Annotated in this window: 16 protein-coding genes, 1 rRNA gene and 1 pseudogene; 6 read left to right on the top strand and 12 right to left on the bottom strand. The window is 42.5% G+C overall.

The features are described 5' to 3' along the window. Positions 1–41: 41 nt before the first annotated feature. The 6 genes from parC to HYG89_RS02330 form a co-directional block, all read right to left on the bottom strand. Positions 42–2,261: a DNA topoisomerase IV subunit A gene (parC, locus tag HYG89_RS02355; RefSeq protein ID WP_178865916.1), complete on the bottom strand. Its 2,220-nt coding sequence runs from the start codon at positions 2,259–2,261 to the stop codon at positions 42–44. Between the two features lie 170 nt (positions 2,262–2,431). Further along, complete coding sequence (locus HYG89_RS02350) at positions 2,432–3,751, bottom strand: MFS transporter (protein WP_178865914.1); 1,320 nt, start codon at positions 3,749–3,751, stop codon at positions 2,432–2,434. 156 nt (positions 3,752–3,907) lie between these two features. Continuing rightward, positions 3,908–4,552, bottom strand: a complete 645-nt coding sequence (locus HYG89_RS02345; protein WP_178865912.1) for a trimeric intracellular cation channel family protein — start codon at positions 4,550–4,552, stop codon at positions 3,908–3,910. Between the two features lie 65 nt (positions 4,553–4,617). Beyond that, entirely contained in the window at positions 4,618–5,085 is a 468-nt protein-coding gene (locus HYG89_RS02340; protein ID WP_178865910.1) for a YchJ family protein, read from the bottom strand. A 141-nt stretch (positions 5,086–5,226) separates the two neighbouring features. After that, on the bottom strand, positions 5,227–6,810 hold the full coding sequence (locus tag HYG89_RS02335; protein WP_178865908.1) for a TerC family protein: 1,584 nt from the start codon (positions 6,808–6,810) through the stop codon (positions 5,227–5,229). After that, positions 6,807–7,088 carry a hypothetical protein gene (locus HYG89_RS02330; protein ID WP_131261671.1) on the bottom strand — a complete coding sequence of 94 codons (282 nt, stop codon included), beginning with the start codon at positions 7,086–7,088 and terminating at the stop codon, positions 6,807–6,809. Before HYG89_RS02330 ends, HYG89_RS02335 begins: the two co-directional genes overlap by 4 nt. A 55-nt stretch (positions 7,089–7,143) precedes the next feature. On the opposite strand from HYG89_RS02330, the gene HYG89_RS02325 reads away from it, so the two are divergent. Beyond that, positions 7,144–7,764: a TIGR00730 family Rossman fold protein gene (locus HYG89_RS02325; protein WP_096902251.1), complete on the top strand. Its 621-nt coding sequence runs from the start codon at positions 7,144–7,146 to the stop codon at positions 7,762–7,764. Positions 7,765–7,911: 147 nt separating this feature from the next. On the opposite strand, the gene HYG89_RS02320 is transcribed toward HYG89_RS02325, so the two are convergent. Beyond that, on the bottom strand, positions 7,912–9,798 hold the full coding sequence (locus tag HYG89_RS02320; protein WP_178865906.1) for a choice-of-anchor I family protein: 1,887 nt from the start codon (positions 9,796–9,798) through the stop codon (positions 7,912–7,914). A gap of 183 nt (positions 9,799–9,981) precedes the next feature. Between HYG89_RS02320 and mdtD the strand changes: the two genes are divergently transcribed. From mdtD to HYG89_RS02295, 5 genes and pseudogenes are all read left to right on the top strand, one after another. Beyond that, positions 9,982–11,373, top strand: coding sequence for a multidrug transporter subunit MdtD (gene mdtD, locus HYG89_RS02315; protein WP_178865904.1), 1,392 nt, complete (start codon positions 9,982–9,984; stop codon positions 11,371–11,373). Between the two features lie 79 nt (positions 11,374–11,452). Beyond that, entirely contained in the window at positions 11,453–12,244 is a 792-nt protein-coding gene (locus tag HYG89_RS02310; RefSeq protein ID WP_178865902.1) for a GH25 family lysozyme, read from the top strand. A gap of 34 nt (positions 12,245–12,278) precedes the next feature. Next, positions 12,279–13,287, top strand: a pseudogene (locus tag HYG89_RS02305) (MBL fold metallo-hydrolase). 45 nt (positions 13,288–13,332) lie between these two features. Then, entirely contained in the window at positions 13,333–14,388 is a 1,056-nt protein-coding gene (dinB, locus tag HYG89_RS02300) for a DNA polymerase IV (RefSeq protein WP_004975616.1), read from the top strand. A 463-nt stretch (positions 14,389–14,851) separates the two neighbouring features. Next, a complete protein-coding gene (locus HYG89_RS02295; RefSeq protein ID WP_070154775.1) occupies positions 14,852–15,208 on the top strand; it encodes a RidA family protein in 357 nt (118 codons plus the stop codon). A gap of 117 nt (positions 15,209–15,325) precedes the next feature. Here the strand turns inward: HYG89_RS02295 and HYG89_RS02290 are convergent, their stop codons facing one another. The 5 genes from HYG89_RS02290 to rrf form a co-directional block, all read right to left on the bottom strand. Then, positions 15,326–15,868 (bottom strand): DUF2726 domain-containing protein, encoded by a 543-nt coding sequence (locus HYG89_RS02290; protein ID WP_178865900.1) that lies wholly within the window; start codon positions 15,866–15,868, stop codon positions 15,326–15,328. Between the two features lie 344 nt (positions 15,869–16,212). Beyond that, entirely contained in the window at positions 16,213–18,585 is a 2,373-nt protein-coding gene (locus HYG89_RS02285; protein WP_178865898.1) for a YgiQ family radical SAM protein, read from the bottom strand. 194 nt (positions 18,586–18,779) lie between these two features. Continuing rightward, positions 18,780–19,988, bottom strand: a complete 1,209-nt coding sequence (locus HYG89_RS02280; RefSeq protein WP_178865896.1) for an MFS transporter — start codon at positions 19,986–19,988, stop codon at positions 18,780–18,782. A 423-nt stretch (positions 19,989–20,411) separates the two neighbouring features. Continuing rightward, positions 20,412–21,761, bottom strand: a complete 1,350-nt coding sequence (locus tag HYG89_RS02275; protein ID WP_096902259.1) for an MFS transporter — start codon at positions 21,759–21,761, stop codon at positions 20,412–20,414. Between the two features lie 286 nt (positions 21,762–22,047). After that, positions 22,048–22,162 (bottom strand): 5S ribosomal RNA (rrf, locus tag HYG89_RS02270). Position 22,163 lies beyond the last annotated feature (1 nt).

The raw sequence follows: 22,163 nt of genomic DNA, 5'->3' as shown, positions 1-22,163 counted from the left end.
ACAAACCATATATAACGTATTTTGCTTAAAAAACGCTAGTATTATCTTTGAATTAACAGTTTATTTGCTTTTTGGTAACCGCGTGGTAAGAGATGACCTTTCGTGCCGCGCTTCGCCACATACTTCAGCAAATCGTCGCCTTTGAGTTTGAGTTGTTGCTGTCCTGCAAATACTTGAATTGCTTCATCTAAACTTAAAGGTAACATAGACACCAACTGATCTTTTTCTTCAAGTTGTATCAATTTATTACCTTTACCTTTGTTCAAAATTGGCAATTCTGACAGTTCAATCACCAGTAAACGCCCTGCTGAACTGAGCAGTGCAACATGACTCGCGTGTTCAATCATTTGCAAGTTCATCACTGTCGATTGTTCAGGCAAAGACAGGAATGCTTTACCTGCTTTGGCATTGGTATCTAGCTGTTTGGCCTGTGTTTTAAAGCCGTAACCTTTACTGCTGGCTGCTAAAATTTCAGCTTCATCATCGGCAATCAGCAATTGTTTAAAGCCAACGCCACTGGCAGGGGCAAGTTTTGAACTTAATGGTTCTCCCAAGCCACGTGCCGAAGGCAAGCTATTAATTGGCAACGCATAACTGCGTCCCGTATCATCTAAAATATAAACGCGCTGATTAGACTTGCCTTGCGCATGACTGAGATATTGATCACCTGCACGGAAGTTTAGATTTTCCGCATCGACCTCATGCCCTTTGGCACAACGAATCCAGCCTGCTTCAGACAACACCACCGTTACAGGGTCGGCAGGTAGCATATCTTGTTCATTAATCGCAGTCGCTTCGGCACGCAATACAATTGGTGAACGACGATCATCACCAAACTTTTTCGCGTCTTCTTTCAACTCACTGATAATTAAATTTTTCAATGATTCAGGATTCGCCAATTGTTCACGAATAATGGCAGCGCGTGCTTCTAATTCTTCTTGTTCACGACGAATTTCCATTTCTTCAAGCTTGGCTAAATGGCGTAGCTTTAACTCCAAAATGGCTTCGGCCTGAATTTCATCAATACCAAAATGCGCCATCAACTCGGCTTTAGGATGATCTTCTTCACGAATAATCCGAATCACGGTATCAATATCTAAATAGGCAATCAGCAAACCTGCCAAAATGTGCAGTCGCTTTTCGATTTTATTGAGATGATATTGCAAACGACGTGTGACGGTATTTTTACGAATCTCAATCCATTCCAGCAAAATACGGCGAATTGATTTCACCTGCGGACGACCATCTGCGCCAATCATGTTCATATTGACACGATAGCTCGATTCCAAGTCAGTCGTGGCAAATAAGTGACTCATCACTGCTTCGGCATCAATACGGTTGGAACGCAGTACAATCACCAAACGGGTTGGGTTTTGATGGTCTGATTCATCACGCACATCGCTCACCAACGGCAGTTTTTTCGCCTGCATCTGATCAGCAATTTGGGTAATGATTTTTGAACCCGAAACCTGATACGGCAATTCTGTGATCACGATTTCATTTTTTTCAATGCTGTACACCGCACGCATACGGTAACTACCGCGACCTGTACTTTGCATTTTCAGCAATTCTTCAGGCGGGGTAATAATTTCAGCTTTGGTTGGTAAGTCAGGCGCAGGAATATATTCTGCAACTTTTTCATCGGTTAAATTTGGGTTGCGAATCAGGGCAATTGTGCCTTTCACCACTTCTCGCAAGTTATGCGGTGGAATATCGGTCGCCATCCCTACTGCAATACCGGTGGTGCCATTCAGCAAAATATTCGGTACACGCGCAGGCAAATTGACAGGTTCTTTTAATGAGCCATCAAAGTTATCTTGCCAATCACAAGTACCTTGCCCCAATTCAGCCAAAAGTACTTCACTATATTGCGATAGTTTGGCTTCGGTATAACGCATGGCGGCAAAGGATTTAGGATCATCGGGTGACCCCCAGTTGCCCTGTCCTTCAATAAATGGATAACGATAACTGAACGGCTGCGCCATCAACACCATAGCCTCATAACAAGCATAATCACCATGCGGATGGTATTTACCCAATACATCCCCCACGGTACGTGCCGATTTTTTCGGTTTGCCACTGTGTTTGAGTCCAAGCTCACTCATGGCGTACACAATACGGCGCTGTACAGGTTTTAAACCATCGCTGATATGGGGTAATGCACGATCCATAATCACGTACATGGCATAGTTAAGGTATGCACGTTCAGTAAATTCTGCTACGGAACGGTTTTCTGTTGCATGATGCGCGAGGCTTGTCATAAAACCTGTCGTCCTAAATCATTTGTTTTTGTATCAATCGGCTTATGCTATGCCGCAGCAGCATCCTGCACAAGAGTTAGTAGGGATGCACTGCGACAATTTGTGTCTTATGCCGTAAAAATATTCATTTTATAAAAGCATTGCAAAATATACGATGGCTTGCAGTCATTTTACAAACCTATCGACTCTAAAGTTCTGCCTTTGGTTTCTTCACCCAACACCACAATCACCACAGCAACAGCCAATAAAACCGCTGTAAACATCATAAAGACATAACTAAAGCCATTTTGCATAACCATCATGTGCGTGACCACCATCGGGGCGACAATACCGCCCATGCGTCCAATCGCCGAAGCCCAACCTGAGCCAAAAGCACGAATATTGGTTGGGTATTGTTCTGGGGTATAGGTGTATAGCACCCCCCAAGCGCCCAAGTTGAAGAACGACATCAAACAGCCCCAGAACATGATCATCGCCACACTATCCGCCTGACCAAAGAAGTACGCCGATACGGCACACATGCCAATAAAACCTGCCAGTGTGGCTTTGCGTCCTAATTTTTCGACCAACCAGGCGGCTGCAATATAACCAGGTAATTGCGCCAAAATCATGCCCAACACGTATTCAAATGATTGCAAGATGCTGTAGCCTTGCTGCACCAACAGACTAGGCAACCAAGTGAAAATGCCATAATAGGAATAGACAATGCCAAACCAAATCAGCCACAGCATTAAACTACGGCGTGCAAATGGCCCCGACCACAGTTGGGTAAAAGAGATATGCTGTTTAGCGGCAACAGGCTGAACTTCAATCTGTTCAATGACTTCTACCCCACATTGACGCTCAAACTTTTGTACCAGTGCATGTGCTTCGGCAATACGACCACGATTGATCAGATAAGGGATAGATTCAGGGACTTTTTTCCAGATAACCAAGGCATATAAGGCAGGCAAACCACCGATTAAAAATGCTGTATGCCAATCAAATTTTGGAATCACAAAATAAGAAACCAATGCCGCACATAACCACCCCAAGCCCCAAAAACTTTCCAGCAATACAATAAAACGCCCACGCACATGCGCAGGAATGTATTCACTGACCAAAGTCACCGCTACGGGAAGCTGCCCGCCCAAACCTAAACCGACAATAAAGCGAAAGACCAGTAACCAAGTTAAATTCGGCGCAAAGGCACAAGCGGCAGTAGCTAGACTGTAAATCACCAAGGTGGTGGCAAATACAGTTTTACGTCCAATTTTATCGGCCAGACCACCTGAAAAGACTGCGCCAATGGCCATTCCGACAAAGCCAATTGACACCACCATGCCTTTTTCGGCAGGGGTCATGCTCCAGTCTTCTGCCATTTTTGCCAAAATAAAGGAGATCAGTCCTGTATCCATGGCATCAAACATCCAGCCCAAACCAATCACCACCAGTAGGCTATAGTGGAATTTTCCAATGGGTAGACGTTGCACACGCGAAACTAAATCCATAACACACTCTTTAAGTTGGCTAAAAGGATATGGGCTAAAACACAACTGCTGTTGTATTTTTATACTATGAATTGACAGGATGTGGATAGCATTAAAAAACCGATCTAGTGATCGGTTCGCTTCTATTTAGATATTCAATACAATTCTTATAACCAATTAGGTTTCATCTTTAGAGGATGCTGAATGTTCATCATCATCCTGATAAATAAATTTAGGCATTTCTAAGCCAAAATAAATCGCAATCAAACGCAAGGTAAAACCAAAAATAAGTGTTGCGATCACGGTTAATTCAAGCGATAAACCGATTTCGATACACAACCAATAGCAAATTACGGAAACAAAAGAAATACTGGCATATAGCTCACGACGGAACACCAAAGGCACATCGTTACACAGAATATCACGCAGAATCCCGCCTGACACACCTGTTAAAACACCTGCAACGGCAGACACTACAAAACCATGCCCCATTTCCAAAGCAATTTGGCAACCAATAATGGTGAAGCCAATTAAACCTAAAGCATCGAGCACCAAGAAAATGGAACGTAAATGACGCATCCATTTGGCAATTAAAATAGTGATAAAAGCCGCAATACAGGTCAGCACCAAATATTCAGGATGTTTGACCCAAGTCAACGGATAATGCCCCAATAACACATCTCGCACCGAACCACCGCCCAATGCGGTGACACAGGCAATTAAGGTGACACCAAACCAATCCATGCTGCGACGCCCTGCAGACAATGCGCCTGTCATCGCTTCTGCGGTAATCGCGATTAAGTAAATGACCAACAACAACATGGACTTGCCCTTCTTTCACTAGGCCAATAGATGCGCGTTATAATAAGCGAAAAACCAAGATAAAGTTATAAAAATTGCGCACAACATTGCTTAAATTTTTTACCCGAACCACAAATACACGGCTGTTTCATGGTCGGCTGTTGCCCTGTGGTCGGATCTAGAAAATACCAGCGTGCCTGATGTTGCACAAAATGGGAAATTTCATGGTGAATTTGCGCCTGCTTAGCATCATGGTAATGGGCTTTAAATTCAACTTGGGCATGGCTTTTATCTAACTTTTCATTGCTATTCAGCACTTCGAGCTTTAACCATTGATTCGACTTGCTCCAATCTGCAATTGCGTCAACATCCAAACTTGCCTGTTGTCCTAGCGCAGTAGTTTGCACAATATAATCAATTTGTTGCAAGGCAAAAGCGCTATAGCGTGAACGCATGAGTTGGCTCGCGGTTTCTGCATGTGCCTGCCCCACGTGTAAAGGTTGGCAGCAGTATTGATAATCGCCTTGCCCGCACGGACATGCCAAGTGATGCATAGAAAATTCCAGAAATTTAAATCAATAATAGGGTCTGTTGACACTTCGTCTATATTTGCAATGGCAACAGCCCCAAAACAGCCTGACAATGCAGGCTATTTTAGCGGAAGCACAAGACTGAAATGCAGTTTGGCGTTCAGTTTATGATGCGCTTGAAGATTCCTGCTGAATCAAATGCACTTTTTCAATTTTATGTCCATCCATGGTCACAATTTCAAAAACATAACCATCGGAAAGCAATTTCTCACCATTTTCAGGCAAACGTCCCAAATGGAATAAAATATAGCCTGATAAAGTTGAATATTGCTCGCTTTCATCCACCAAATCACGACCTAATAATAAAGATACGTGGCGAATATCAATGGAACCATCTAGCAATAATGTGCCATCTTCCAAACTTTCAGCACTGGCTTCGAGTACATCTTCATCTGGGAATTCACCTGCAATTGCTTCCAGAATATCAATAGGTGTGGCAACGCCTTCAATCGAGCCGTATTCATTCAGCACAATCGCCATTTGCAGCGGTGCTTGACGCAATTGCTCCATCACCATCAAAACTTGGGCATTTTCATGCACAATTACGGGTTCACGCAAATGTGTTTCAAAGTCCAGTACACCTGTTTCAATGTATTGATTCATAACTTTATGGGTTAAGACAATGCCTGAAATATTGTCCAGTTCACCACGTGCCACAATCACTCGTGAATGGGTCATACTTAATAATTGGCTGCGAATTGAAGCATCATCTTCGTCTAAATCAATCCATTCCAATTCAGGGCGTGGCGTCATCACCGACTTTACAGGACGCTCAGATAAGCCCAACACTCCTTGTACCATCACGCTGTGATAGACGCCATTTTCAGCATCAAAGACTTCATCGGCAAAGGCGCGGGTAGCTAAAACATCTTCATTGATATGACTGCTTTCTGCCGTATTTTGACTTTTGCCACCTAACATCCGCATCACAGCCGAAGCAGTACGGTAGCGCAAATCGGTGGTGGTCACGGTTTTTTCCTGATTTCTGCGGATGGTTTGGTTCAGGAATTCAATCATCACCGAGAAACCGATGGCGGCATATAAATAGCCTTTTGGAATGTGATAGCCAAAGCCTTCCACCACCAATGAGAAACCAATCATCATCAGGAAGCACAGGCATAGAATCACCACGGTAGGATGCTTATTGACAAAGTCCATGAGCGCTTTAGAGGCCCACAACATAATGCCAATGGCGATAATCACCGCAATCATCATGACCGATAAATGCTGCACCATGCCCACAGCGGTAATCACGCTGTCGAGTGAGAACACCGCATCTAGCACCACAATCTGCACAATCACCATCCAGAAAGTCGCGTGCACAGGGTTTTCTTCTTTTAGTGCTGGTTTGCCTTCAATGCGTTCGCGCAGTTCCATGGTGCCTTTAAACAACAGGAACACACCACCAAACAGTAAAATCAGGTCACGTCCAGAGAAAGGATGTTCAAAAATATGAAACAGTGGTTGGGTCAGAGTGACGACCCACGCGATAGAGGCGAGTAAAATCAGGCGCATCCCCAAGGCGAGAAGCAAGCCCACCACCCGTGCCGTATTGCGTTGTTCTGGCGGTAACTTTTCTGCCAAAATGGCAATAAACACCAAGTTATCAATGCCTAATACAATTTCGAGTACGATCAGGGTCAATAACCCAACCCACGCAGCGGGGTCAGACATCCATTCAAAGATCATGCGCTCTTCTCCTGAATATCATGGGTCAAACGTGCCACACGGCGATGACACTGAAAAGATAAGTTTGCTTGCTCTGGTTGGCACAGCATGTAATTTAAAAATATTCGTTCGGTGCGACTACTGCCACTGTCCATGACGATTCTATAGTTGTCAGACAAGCTTTGAGTATAGGAAAGTTTGCGCTCAGATTCATCCCCTTTTTGCGACATCATCCACGCCAATGCAGCACTTTCACAAATCTTTGCAAATTGAACACTACATACTGACGGGTTTGTCATATTTGAGTACTAAGCTAGAGCCAACAAAAAGAACATGCTATGGTGAAGAAAATAAATGAATAGCGAATTAAGAATGACCCAATATATCAATAATCCATCTCCTCAAACCTCTCAACCTTTAGTGGCACTGTACTGTGGTTCGCGCTCTGGCAATAACCCGATTTATCAGGAAAAAGCAGTACAACTGGCAAGAAAACTAGCCGAGCAAGGCTTTGGTATGGTCTACGGCGGCGCGAGTATTGGATTAATGGGTTTGGTTGCTGACACCGTTGTGCAACATGGTGGGCAAGCGGTGGGAGTAATTCCTGAATTTATGCTGGATTATGAAATTGCCCACAGTAATTTAACCGAATTACACGTAGTAAAAAGCATGCATGAGCGTAAGGCGATGATGGCAGATCGTGCCAGTGCCTTTGTGGCGTTACCAGGTGGCTTGGGTACTTTTGAAGAAATTTTGGAAATTGCCACTTGGGGGCAATTGAATCAGCACCAAAAACCGATGATTTTATATAATGTGAATGGCTTTTATGATGCTCTGATTCAGCAATTAGATCATGCGGTACACGAAGGTTTTTTACCACCACAGCACCGCGCTAAACTGATCGTGTGTAACCACTCCCACAAAATTATTAATGCCTTAAAGAATTTGGATTCTCCACGTCATTTTGTAGGTTGAACTTCTTTAGGTGCATGAAATAGCAATAAAAGTGAAAGCGAGTCGGTGACTCGCTTTTTTAATGCGCTGTTTTAAACTGGTTTTACAGCATAAAAAAGAGAGCACCGTAGTGCCCCCCTTTAATAGATTTCTAATTTTGCAATGCTGTTAGTTAAACTTGATTTGGTACACAGCAGTAGTTCCACTGACTTCATTACCCACAACTAACAGTGGCTTGCCGTTAGGCGAGTCTTTGGCTGCAATAAAGATCAAACCTTCGGGACCGAGATTTGAATTTTCAACGGTAACCTCATTACCTTCTGCATCGAAAGATGTACGGGTTTCACCAAACTTACGATCATTAAAATACTCAACAAAAGATGCTTGTGTCGGCTGGGTAATGTCATACACCATAATGCCACCCATACGCTCCAACCCAATAAAGGCAAAAGTTTTTTGACCAATTTTACCTAAAGCAATGCCTTCAGGCTCAGGGCCTTTATTGTCACTACGATCATCTATACTTAATTTTTCATGATTGGTATTAAAGTATTCTGGAAATAATTTAGCAGCTTTACGTTCAAAGTCATTTTTTGAGTCCCAAACAATTTTCTTGGTTTTAGGATCTACAATACTGAACGAGCGACCACCATAAGCATATAATTTGTCATAGGTCATGAAACCATCGCTGTCTAGCACAGGCTCACCATTTGTATCTTTCTTGTAACCTTGCGTCCAAGTAATCGTCAAACGACCCAATTGTGAATCTTTAATTAAATTATCTGCACAAACTTCATTGGCATCTGTAGTGGTACATGCTTTAAATACGTTTGAATCAAGCTTTGCGCCTTTAACCCCTGACTTTAATAGACGTAAATGCGCTGCATAATCGCCATTGGTACTGAAGCCTTTATTATTGAATAAGTGTTTAACACGAATTTCTTCTGCATAACCCTGAGTTATTTCATCCGTACCAAAATATAAGTCTTCATCAACCAACCATTCACGCGCATCACCTTCATTGGCAGTGACCAAGTAGCTTTGTCCATTGGCTTGATATTGCGCAATTGCATCTGGCATATACATGCCATATAAGCCTGGCCAAGCTTGAATATTAATCATCCCCTCATTTTTAGCACAGGCTGTAATCGTTTTACCGTTATAGTCTTGTTTACCAACAACACAATCACGATCACCTGCATCTAAAGCATTTGCAGCTAAGCCAAAGTCTTTATAGCCCAAGGGGAAAATATCGACCACTTGGTCTTGAATCAAATCAATCACAGCAATAGCATTGTTTTCTTGTAGACTTGCCCAAGCAGTTTTACCATCGTCACTCACCGCAATATATTCAGGCTCTAAATCTTGTGCGACAGTCGCATTTGGCCCAAAAATACGCACGCCCGCATCAAGCAATTCCTGCTTACGTGTATTCCATGCCTGAAAATCTGCAGTTTTTACAGTAGGCTTGTTGATGTCAGTTAGATTAATAATACTGATTGAACCTTCTGGATCAATCTTATAACCTTCATTTGGCTCACCTTCATTGGCAACCAAGACTTTTTTGCCATCTGGAGTAAAAGTCAACATATCAGGCAATGCACCGACTTCAACTTTGCTGATAAAGCTCAGGTCTTTGGCTTTAAAAAATGCCACGATGCCTTTATCAGTTTTAGGTGTTGCCTGAACAGCTAAAGCGACAATACCTTGATGTACCGCAACACTATTGACTTCAGAATTCGCTAAATGAGTCTTGGCATCCAAGCTGTTCAGCTTAACAGGTGCACTTGGGTTGCTTAAATCCAATACATCGACCACACCATTTTTCGCATTGACTACAAATAAACGTTTGCTTTGGGCATCATAAGTAGGAATTTCCGCAGCACTCGCACCAAAAACTTGTGCATCGTATTCCCCTAAACGCTCCAAACTAATTGTTGTAGGTGTTGCTTCAACAACTTCTTCTTTTACAGGAATAGGATCATTATTATCATTACAGCCCACCATCCCCACAGACAATAAAGCCAACATTAATGCAGAAATTTTCGTTTTCATAAATTACTCATCATTTTTCTAAATGCACCCAACTTACAAACTCAAAGTGAATAATCGGTGACAAATAGATGACAATTTCATGGCATTTACTTGAATTTTCAAACACTTTTCATACTTTTGCAGATGCAGTCCGCTAGATTGCAAAATGGTTTAAACTAGACCAAATGTCCATTTTGCCGAGTTATGAACCAAACACCGACCCATCAAGCCCTGCATCCTGAATACCGTCTTTTGGTATTTCTGGTTTCAATTGGCTTTTTTATGCAGGCGCTCGACACCACCATTGTGAATACAGCAATCCCTGCAATGGCGAATAGCCTGCAGGAAGACCCGCTGCGGATGCACAGTGTTGTGGTGGCGTATGTGCTCTCGGTGGCAGCGTGTATTCCATTAAGTGGATGGTTGGCAGATCGTTTTGGAGTACGCAACACCTATTTTGCAGCGATTATCATTTTTACCCTTGCCTCTTTGGGTTGTGCTGCAGCAGCGAGTCTGAATGAATTACTGTTTTATCGGGTGATTCAAGGTATTGGTGGCGCATTGCTCTTGCCTGTCGGGCGCTTGGCGATGTTAAAAATCATTCCACGTACCCAGTTTTTATCTGCCATGAGCCTGATGAGTCTGGCAGGGTTGATTGGCCCCTTAATTGGCCCAACGCTGGGTGGCTGGTTGGTCGAAGTCGCCACGTGGCACTGGATTTTCCTGATCAACATTCCTATGGGCATCTTGGGCTGTTGGATTTGTATTAAAGCCATGCCGAATGTGACTGAAACTGAAGTTAAAAACTTTGATTTTCTCGGGTTTATCCTATTAGTTGTGGCGATGGCGGGCTTATCTTTAGGCATCGAAAATTTTGCCAATCCACAACATAATCTGCTTTGGAATTTAGCGTTAATCTTGGCTGGCGGTATTGCCGCAGCATGCTATGCCCGCCATGCCCATACTCATCAAAATGCCTTATTTCGCAGCGATTTATTTAAAAATCGCTTATATGCCATTGGTATTTTAGGTAACTTTTTTGCCCGCTTCGGGGGCAATGCCATGCCTTTTATCATGCCAATCATGCTGCAGGTGGCTTTTGGTTTTGAACCATTTATCACAGGTTTGATGATGATTCCAACTGTGCTTGGTTCTTTGGTATCTAAACCAATTATTCGGCCTTTAATTCAACGTTTTGGCTATCGGCAGTTTTTACTGACCAATACGTTATTGGTCGGGGCGTGTATTGCTAGTTTTGCGCTGACCACTGCTGAAACTGCGATTTGGTTACGTGCCTTGCATTTTTTTATATTTGGGGTGCTTAATTCATTGCAGTTTGTGGGTATGAATACCTTTACACTCAAAGATTTACCTCAACAAGATGCCAGCAGCGGCAATAGTTTTTTATCCATGATTATGATGCTGTCGATGAGTATTGGCGTGGCATTGGCAGGTACTTTGGTGAATATGTTTAGTGCCTATTACGGCGCAGGACAGTTAGTCAGTGCCTTTCATGCCACTTTAATTTGTTTGGGTGTATTAAATATTTTGGCATTTTTAGTGTTTTGGAATATCCCCAAACACACGGCTGTTTAAAACGCCATTACCGAAAGCGCATGGTGCTACACCGCACTGCACGTTATGATATGACTTTGCTCCGCGAAGCCTTTTCAACATGCGCAAACCGTCCAATCAAGCTAAAAACTCAGCTTTTACACCGCACTATCGTATGACCATTGCGATGCTTGGCAGTGCTGTTTTGGCGGTTTTATTGTATTTGGGTGTGTTGCGCCAACAACCTGCGGCAACCGAAGAATATCCGATTCAAGGATTTGACGTGTCACATCATCAAGGCGATGTTCAGTGGCATAAAATTTCCCCACAAAAATATGCCTTTGTCTATTTAAAAGCCACCGAAGGGGGCGATTTTAAAGACCGTAAATTTCAGGATAACTGGCTCAAAGCCCGTGAACATGGCTTTTTGGTCGGCGCCTATCATTTTTATCGCTTATGCCGTGATGGAGCAATTCAGGCAGAAAACTTTATTGCGACTGTTCCAAAAAAATCCGACAGTTTGCCACCTGTAATTGACTTGGAGTATGACAGCAACTGCATCAATACCTATACCAAAGAACAGTTACTGCGCGAAATTCAAATCATGCATGATGCGCTATATCAACATTATGAAAAACAACCGATTTTTTATGTATCTAAAGCCTTTTACAATATGGTATTAACTGAAAGCTTTAAGCAAACACCACTTTGGGTCAGAGAATATCAGGGTAAACCACAACTGGCAGGTCAGCCAAAATGGTTATTTTGGCAACATACCAATCAGGGTCAAATAAAAGGTATTCACAGCCCTGTTGACCTGAATGTTTTTTATGGCAATAGCAAACAATGGCAGCGTTTTTTAACAGACAACGCGATTCAACCCGCAAGACTTGAACTGAGCCAGAAAAAATAACAAGATAGCCGCATCACAATAAAAAAGTACCGTCATGAAAATTATTAAAGGACTGCTTTGGGCTGCGCTTACGCTCAGCATTTGTGCAGGATTCGCACTGTTTTACCTATTACACCCCGCAGGCAAACTAGAACAATTTTCCGCATGGCAATATCCAGTAAAAACCACAAATGCCAACTTAAAAGTACATTATTTTGGCGTATCTACCCTGTTGTTTGATGATGGTGAAAACCAAATTCTGATTGATGGATTTTTTAGTCGCCCCTCTCTTGCACAAGTCATGTGGAACAAGTTAGACAGCCAACCAGCCTTATTGCACAAGTTGATTCAACAGCATCAATTACAACGCACACGTGCGATTTTGATCACCCATTCGCATTATGATCACACGCTAGATTTGCCATTTTTGGCGCAGCAACTCAAACACAGTCAAATCATCGGTTCAGAAAGTAGTTTGAACATTGCCCGTGGTGCTGCCATTCCTGAATCTCGATTAAGCCTTGTCAATCCTGCCCAACCAATACAGATTGGAAAGTTTAAGATTACGGCTATTCCATCACAGCATACCCCTGCTACCGCTGTGAATAATGATTTAGGTGAACAAATTCAACAACCATTGTCCTTACCTGCCCGTTTTTATGAATTTAAAGAAGGCGGCAGTTTTGATTATTACATTCAGCATCCTGAACAGAACATTTTAGTCAAAGCCAGTACAGGCGCGATTTCTAAACAATTACAACACTTGCAGGTAGATACTTTATTTTTAGGGATTGCACAGCTCTCTAAACAATCGGTTGCTTTTCAACAGCATTATTTAGATGAAACTGTGGGAACGTTGCGCCCTCGTGTCGTGATTCCAATTCATTGGGATAATTTTTTCCAGCCTTTAGCGCCCTTTAGAGTTTTTACCCCGCATTGCCGATCACAGCCCACGGAGTTTACAGCGTTTGATCGACTATCCAGAACAGCAACCGACACGGGTGATTTTGCTGAATAGCAACACGCCTTATCCGCTTACTCCGATGCTACAACCGACTTCCTAAACATGCGATACTGTTGAAATCTAAACGCTTCATCTAGTTTGTGCCATGCGGAAAATCATTCATATTGATATGGATGCCTTTTATGCCTCTGTTGAGCTGCGCAGTCGTCCTGAATTGCAGCATTTGCCTGTGGTGATTGCTTCGCATCATCCTCGAGCTGTGATTGCTGCGGCATCTTACCCTGCGCGTGAGTTTGGTTTACGTTCTGCCATGTCGATGGCACAAGCCCGCAAACGCTGCCCGCAGGTGGTGGTACTCGAACCCAATTTTGCACTCTATCGTGAGGTTTCCACACAAATTCATCAGATTTTTCAGCGTTATACACCACTTATTGAACCCTTGTCTTTAGATGAAGCTTATTTAGATGTCACCGAAAATTTACAAGGTATTCCAAGCGCAACTGAAGTCGCAATGCGGATTCGGGCAGATATTTTTCAAAGTACAGGTTTAACGGCCTCGGCAGGTGTCGCACCGAATAAATTTTTAGCGAAAATTGCTTCGGACTGGCATAAACCCAATGGCATTTGCGTGATTAAACCCAGTCAAGTGCAGCAGTTTATTCAGGACTTACCCTTAAAGAAAATTCCAGGCGTAGGTAAAGTCACGCAGGAAAAATTAAAAAGCTTGAATTTAAATACCTTAGGCGATTTGCAACACATTGAAGAAAACCTGTTGATTCATCATTTTGGCAAATATGGAAAACGCCTGTTTTTATTTGCCCAAGGGATTGATGAACGTCCTGTGCAGGCAGAACGTGAGCGCCAGCAAATTTCCAAAGAAATCACCTTTGATGATGACTTAAACTTAGCCGAATGTGCAGCTTACTGGTCTAGCTTGATTGATCAGGTTTGGCACAGTTTAGTGAAAAAACAATATGTTGCACGTGGCGTATCGGCCAAATTGAAACTCAAAAATTTTCAGGTCTTACAACATAGCAAAAGTTTTAAACAGCCTCTTGAAACTAAAAATGATCTTGAAAAAGTCCTGCAGCTTTTGCTTCACGAAATGCATATTCCCGCACAGGATCAATTCCGTTTAATTGGGGTCGGTCTGTATCAACTCAGCCCTGCCGATGAGCAAGCACAACTATCTTTGCTGTAAATATCACAACTCATAAATATCACGGATTTTAAAGCGGTAAACTTCCCGCTCTACATAAAACATACCTAGCCAATACTTGCCGATGAATACTAAAGCCAACTTTTGTATAAATTTCAGCCAAAAGAATAAAAATAAGACAATTTACCCTTCACAGTTGTGCTTTTTAGAGTAATCTATGCGCGCGATGTATTTATCCGTACATACGCTGAGATGTCAAAAATCACCATTACTTTTGGCATACTTGTCCTGTGATTGGCGTGACGATCAAATCCGAAGATTACAGGACAACTCTGCGCTTGGCACTTCGCCGCTTTAATACCGCATCTCTCTTTTCCTCATATTTTCCATTCAACTACTTTTTATTTTAAGCAGACTACTGCCTGCATATTTTCCACGTGCTTGCCTGCCTCTATAATACCTCACGCTTTTTATACCTAATCGCTTGGCGCGAGGATTACACCCAATGGCTGTTCAACGTCTACATATTCAAAAACGTTATTCTGAAATTGCAATTTCTGGAAATTTAGTCCATTTGGCAGGGCAACTGGCAGAAGACACACAACAAGATATTGTGGGGCAAACCCAACAAACACTTGCCCTGATTGATCGTTTACTGGCAGATGCGGGTACAGATAAAAGTCACATCATGTCGGTGATGATTTTTCTAAAAAACATTGAGCGCGATTATGCCGCAATGAATCAAGTTTGGGATGCTTGGGTGGCAGATATACAAGCTTTACCGCGTACCTGCGTAGAAGCCAAGTTATACCATCCTGACGTTTTGGTTGAGATGACTGTGGTTGCAGTCAAACCTGAATAGCAACCCAACGTAAAATAGACACGATTAAATCAAGAGTTACAGCCAATTAAAAAAATCAGCATGTCATGGCGACATGCTGATTCATATTGTCTATCTAGTGACTTTAGCGGCAAGCGTTTAGCCCAATACCTTCACTTTATGGCGTACAGAATGCGCTAAAAAATCATACTTTTTTAAGGCTGTATCCAAATCTTCTAAGTCTGCATACGATGACGGTGACTGCCCAAAAGCTTCACGCAATTCGTGATATTCAGGCACATCTTCATAACGCAGCACTTTATAACCCGCCAAACGCAGCAATTCATCTTGGTATTGCGCATTGCGGCTACGTTTCAGCATCAACAAATCATCTAAGGCTACAATTGCAACGACCTGATGATTAGCATCCAACACCACAAAATCGGCAATCATATTGCGGTATTTATGTCGAGTACGTGAAAATTTCGTGGTCAGCAAGGCATCAAAAGACACATGCGCCAAGATGATATGTTGAGGTAAAATTTCCTGCAAACGTGTATACGTCAGCTGTTCATTTAAGTTAAAAATTGCACGTTGCTTTAGTGCACTGTCCTGAGGTTTTTCTCTATTTTCCAAGCCCTTAACCGCCATCAAGAGAAAGAAAATCAGTATCAAAACCCCAATCAAAATATAAATGGTCATTATTCAATCCTTAAAATCATTTTTATAGTTGTTTCGGCTTCATGCCGATTTTTTCATCAAATCAGTATATAACACGCTTTTATATTTAAACGTTCCATTTAAGAAACTACATGAAACATTGACAAAACCATCATAGAAACAGAAATTTTGTTTCACAAGCCAGCCTTTTGTCTAAGTGCTGTAGCATCTAAGCGTGTTTTTATCATTAGATACGAATACTGTATAGCATGCAAAAAAATAACAAAGCAATGCTTAACAGATTCGATTGTCGGACAATTCCGATGAAATGAAAAGCAAACAAAAAAGGCGCTGCAGCGCCTTTTGATGGATCTTAACTTCAAGTACTAAGCTTTCGATTTTGGCTTAGATTTTTTGTGTGAAAATGGACGTTTTTCACCTGTTTCACGTGGCGGCAAACCTGTGTGCTGAGTCAATATTCGCCCTTTCTTCGGACGATTACTGTTCTGAGCACGATTACCACTTTGCCCCGTACGTTTTTGTGAATCACCCGCGACAGTCGAGTTTTTCTTACGTGCCGTTTGATACTGTCCATCTGTGCCTTGCGGCTGATAGGTTGGAATCAGGTGCTGTTTAGAGTTTCCGATTAAATCTGCACGTCCCATTTCTTTTAAGGCTTCACGCAACAACGGCCAGTTGTTTGGATCATGGTAACGTAAGAAAGCTTTATGCAAACGACGACGTTTTTCGCCTTTGACAATATCCACATTTTCGGTATAACGCGCCACTTTGGCCAGTGGGTTTTTACCCGTGTAATACATGGTCGAAGCGGTTGCCATTGGCGATGGATAGAAGGTCTGCACCTGATCGGCACGGAAACCATTCTTTTTCAGCCACAACGCCAAATTCATCATGTCGTAATCGGTCGTTCCCGGATGCGCGGCAATAAAGTACGGAATTAAATATTGCTCTTTGCCCGCCTCTTTACTGAAACGATCAAACATTTGTTTAAAGCGGTCATACGTACCAATACCCGGTTTCATCATCTTAGATAATGGACCTTTTTCGGTATGCTCTGGTGCAATTTTTAAATAACCGCCCACATGATGCGTCACCAATTCACGTACATATTCAGGGTTCAACACTGCCAAGTCATAACGTAAACCTGAACCAATCAGAATTTTTTTAATACCTTTCAGTTCACGCGCTTTACGATATAACTGGGTTAAAGGTGCATGATCGGTATGTAAGTTTTGACATACGCCCGGGAATACACAAGAGGGTTTACGACAATTCTTTTCAATTTCAGGGTCTTTACAATGCAAACGGTACATATTTGCAGTCGGGCCACCCAAGTCTGAAATAATGCCAGTAAAGCCAGGCGCAGTATCCCGAATTTTTTCCACTTCACGCAAAATGGATTCTTCAGAACGGTTTTGGATAATTCGTCCTTCGTGTTCGGTAATCGAACAGAAAGTACAGCCACCAAAACAACCACGCATGATATTGACCGAAAACTTGATCATATCAAAAGCAGGGAAACGTGCATTGCCATAAGATGGATGCGGCAAACGTGCATACGGTAAATCGAATACATAGTCCATTTCTTCCGTAGTCAACGGAATAGGCGGTGCATTCAACCACACATCACGTTCACCATGCTTTTGCACCAAAGCACGCGCATTGCCCGGGTTAGTTTCTAAATGCAAAATACGGTTAGCATGCGCATACAGCACAGGATCATTCGCCACTTCCTCAAAAGAAGGCAAACGAATCACTGCCAATTCACGTGGGGGTAATTTGTGTTTAATTGCTTTTGAAGCAGGCTGCAATTGCACAATCTGGGTATCTGCATCTAGCTGATCACCTTCACGAACAATTGGATTGCTGACTACATCTTTCTGGAAATTTTGATATTGCGCGAGGTTGTTGCCCTTATCTTTTTCAATCTCACAACCGTCTAAATCTTCGGTCATCACATAAGGGTTGATGATTGGATCGACACGACCTACGCTGTCTACATCATTAGATGCAATTTCAACAAATTGAGCTTTAGACGCACGGTTATGTTTATTGATAATAAATGCTGTACCACGTACATCTGTAATTTCGTGGATTTTTTCACCTTTGGCCAAACGGTGCATCACTTCAATAATCGAACGCTCGCCATTGCCGTACATTAATAAGTCGGCTTTAGAATCCATTAAAATTGAGCGACGAACTTTGTCCGACCAATAGTCATAATGCGCAATACGACGTAGCGAGCCTTCAATCCCGCCCAGTAAAACAGGCACATCTGGAAAGGCTTCACGACAACGCTGACAGTACACCGTAGCTGCACGGTCAGGACGTTTATTCGGCTGATTGTCTGGCGAATAAGCATCATCAGAACGGATTTTACGGTCTGCGGTATAGCGGTTGATCATCGAGTCCATATTGCCCGCGGTGACACCCCAAGCAATGGTCGGCTTCCCTAGTACCCGAAAAGATTCCACATTGGTCCAGTCTGGTTGGGCGATGATCCCGACACGAAAGCCCTGCGCCTCAAGCACACGACCAATCACGCCCGATACAAAAGAGGGATGATCAATATAAGCATCACCACAAACCAAAATAAAATCGCAGGCATCCCAACCAAGCTGATCCATTTCTTCGCGTGACATCGGCAAAAATGGCGCAGGCTCAAAACATGACGCCCAATATTTGTCGTAATCAAACAACGCTTTGGGTGCGGTCTGAGCAGTATAAGCAGTAGACATGGCTTGCAATTCTCGGCTGGGAAGTGGAAGATCAAAAGTCGATCAAAGATGAAAGCCGACTATTTTAGCATGAATTCCATTCATCTTGCTTGATTAAAAAACACACAAAATCAGCAAACTATTTTTATATCTTAAGTTGGTATCTGAATAAGAAAAGCATAAAGGGATAAGCCTAAAGCAATAATCCTGAATGCTTATCGCAGCGCTGTTGGTTTAAGCTTTAAACGCCACGCGCCATAAAGCGCCACACCCAAGACCGCAGTCATCACCCATGTCAGACCTGACCAGCCCCATTGTTCCCAAATCAGACCGCTACCACTACCGAGCAAACTCGAACCCATGTAGTAACTAAATAAATATAATGATGATCCCACTGCACGATACTGCAGTGCTTGAATCGACACCCAACTACTGGCAGTAGAATGTGCGGCAAAAAAAGCAAAGGTAAATAGCACCAATGCAGCCAATACGACGGCTAAATATGCAATCGACATCAACCATAATGCGATCAACATTAGGACAATCACCATAGGCAACACACGTTCACGTCCAATACGATTGCCCCAGCTTGCTGCGCGTGGTGAACTGTAAATACCCGCCAAATAGGCAATTGAAATTACCCCAATCCAAACTTGAGAAAGCTCAAATGGTTTAGCCAATAAATAATAGCTAATGTAATTGAAAATACTAACGAAACAGCCCATCAGCAAAAAGCCCTGTAAAAACAGGATTCTTAATTTACGGTCTGCCAAATTGGCAACAAAAGCATCTCTAAACCGCGAGAAGCGAATCGGATACGCTGTAAAATTTTTCGATGCGGGCAGTAACATATAAAAGGTGATTGCAATCAGTAAGTTCAAACTACCAATAATTAAGGTTGCCGCTTGCCAAGAAATAAAATCGACCAAGACCCCAGCAATTAAACGTCCACCCATGCCACCAATGGCCGTACCCGAAATATACAGCCCCATAGCAAAACCAATATCTTGCTGTCGAATTTCTTCACCAATATAGGTCATGGCGACCGCAGCTACACCACTCACAGCAATGCCAATAAAAATTCGTGTGGTTAAAAAGAATGACCAGATTGGAAGTAAGGCACTCAGAATTAATAAAATGGCAGCTAAAAATAAAGCCAAAACCATAATAGGTTTACGCCCAAAACGATCTGAAATAAAACCTGTGAAAAGCAAACCTATCGCCAAAGCCACAGTAGAAAATGACAGCGGGAAACTACTTTGGGTTGGTGTAACCGTAAAAAAATCGGCCAAAATTGGCATCATCGGTTGCACACAGTACAAGGTCGAAAAAGAAGCGAAACCCGCTAGAAACAACGAAAAAAGAATGGCTTTAAACGGCTTAGTACCATACTGAACATGAGATGCTGCAGCTAAATCAGACATATTTACTCCAATCACGCAATCAGTATACGCCTGTTTATGGACAAAAATAAGCTCGGTATTTTATCGTTTGCTCAAAAACAGCGTCAGTATCATTCATCACTTTGTCAGTTTTTGCTTACATGCACTGAAGCAAAATGAGGCTAGGCAGTATTTTGAGCTTACGGTATTCTTTAAAGCATAAGGAGACAGGATGTTTCCCAAACAGAAAACAACAATAATAGGTTTGAGCACCAGGATCGTGAGGTACGACAGGAGTTATACCTAAACACGAAATACAAAGAAACCCCGTCAGGATGATGGGGTTTCTTTTTATCTGTGTCTTGAGTATATAACTTTATCTATCATCACTTTCTATTTACACACCCCATAATCAAAAAGTCCCCAAACAAGGTTGAGGACTTTTGAACTTAGCACATTACAAGTTTAAGCTTTGGCAGCAACTGCTTTGCCTGCTTTAATTTGCTCAGCTTCATCTTCACTCATAATCAAGGCAACCGCAATTGCAGTGATCAGCACTGGCAAACCTACTGCCATAAAGTTGAAGTGTGCAGGTAAATTCATACCCAATAAGCCGCCAATTAAAATTGGACCCACAATCGCACCCATACGACCAATGGCAGATGACCAGCCAATACCTGTTGAGCGTACCGCAAGTGGGTAATATTGTGCCACATAGCTATACAACAACATTTGTGAACCAATAGATGCTGCACCCGCCAAGAATACTAAGATGTAAAGCAAGAATTGATTAGATTGGAAGCCCATGAGGCTCATCACCAATGCACCCATGATTCCCAAGAACATCAATACAGGTTTTAAGTGGAAACGGTCTGCTAAAATACCACCACCCACGATACCAACGACTGCACCTACGTTCATCACCATCATGAACATTAAGCTGTTGTCCATAGAATAGCCTGCCGCCATCATCAGTTTTGGCAACCAGCTGCTGAGTGCATACATGGTTAATAGACAAGTAAAGAACGCTAACCAGAACAATAAAGTATTCACTGCACGACCGCGTTTGAACAAGCTCACCACGTTAGCAGCTTCAGGCACACCAACCTGATACAATTCAAAAGTGGTGTCTTCGGTAATTTTTAAATCTGGTGCTAAACGCGCTACGATTGGACGGGCTTGATCTTGCTTATTTTCTTTGACAATAAAGGTTAAAGATTCTGGCAAGAATTTCCAAATCACAGGCAATAAAAACAATGGGATACCTGCAATAAAGAACATGATTTCCCAGCCAAAACTTGGGGTAAACCATGAGCCAAGTAAGGCTGCCATTACACCACCTACAGCATAACCACTAAACATAGTAGTCACTAAGGTGCTACGCATGGTTTTAGGTGCATATTCAGAAGTTAAGGCCACAAGGTTTGGCATTACACCACCAATGCCTAAACCCGCCAAGAAACGTAAAATCGCAAACTCAGTTGGATTAGAGGCGAAGCCACCTGCAAAGGTTAAACCACTAAATAGCACAATACAGATCATGATGACTTTCTTACGGCCAATTTTATCGGCCAAAGAACCAAAAATCATGGCACCAAACATCATACCTGCCAAGGCAGTACTGGCAAGCATACCCGCCTGAACAGCACTCAAGCCCCATTCATCCATCAATAATGGCAAAACAACGCCATTAATTGCCAAGTCGTAGCCATCAAATAAAATGATCAGTAGACACCATGCCACGACATTAAAATGAAATGGTTTGAATTTTGCGTGATCAATGACATCATTCACGTTAATTGCTTGATGTGCCATTCCTCACCTCCTGTGAGCTGTGTTTCAGTGAACTCAAATAGCGTTTTTTACAGTGAAGACTTTCATTTTTATCAGTCATCCATGTCCACTTTGCTATTCAAGTAGATTTTGTAACTTTCACACAAAACAAGGGAAATAAAAATTCAACATTAGTCTAAATCCTTTTATTAATTATGGATTTAATGTTGTTTTTACAACATTAAAAATGTGATTATTATTCTTAACATTTTATTTTATCCATAAAAAAAGTCCCCCATCTCATTGAGAAGGGGGACTTAGAATAATGAGCTGGCGATGACTTACTCTCACATGGGTAACCCCACACTACCATCAGCGCGAAGAGGTTTCACTTCTGAGTTCGGGAAGGGATCAGGTGGTTCACTCTTGCTATTGTCGCCAGCA

Source organism: Acinetobacter sp. SwsAc5, from assembly GCF_013391485.1.
In the GTDB taxonomy this organism is placed as follows: domain Bacteria; phylum Pseudomonadota; class Gammaproteobacteria; order Pseudomonadales; family Moraxellaceae; genus Acinetobacter; species Acinetobacter towneri.
Note: the sequence above shows the minus strand (reverse complement) of the source record. Positions and strands in the feature narration are given on the sequence as shown.